Genomic DNA, 257 nt, shown 5'->3' with positions numbered 1-257 from the left:
CGGGTTGCGGGTGTTGCGGATGCGCAGCGGGATGCCGCGCTGCTGCACCGGCGCCATGGTCTGCGGATGCAATACTTTCGCCCCGAAATAAGCCAGTTCGCAGGCTTCGGCATACGACATCGAAGGCAGGCAGACCGCATCGGGCACCAGCCGCGGATCGGCCGAGAGCACGCCGTCGACGTCGGTCCAAATGGTCAGCGCGTCGGCGTCGAACAGGTTGGCGAAGATCGCCGCGGAGTAATCGCTGCCGTTGCGGC

General features: G+C 66.1%; 1 protein-coding gene. It reads right to left on the bottom strand.

Annotation, left to right across the window (positions count from 1 at the left end):
* Window positions 1-257: bifunctional aspartate kinase/homoserine dehydrogenase I (locus tag HKX41_12275; protein ID NNC24912.1), on the bottom strand; the 257-nt coding region annotated here is incomplete at both ends.

The organism is Salifodinibacter halophilus (assembly GCA_012999515.1).
Classification (GTDB): domain Bacteria; phylum Pseudomonadota; class Gammaproteobacteria; order Nevskiales; family Salinisphaeraceae; genus Salifodinibacter; species Salifodinibacter halophilus.
This window is presented reverse-complemented; position numbering and strand designations above follow the sequence as displayed.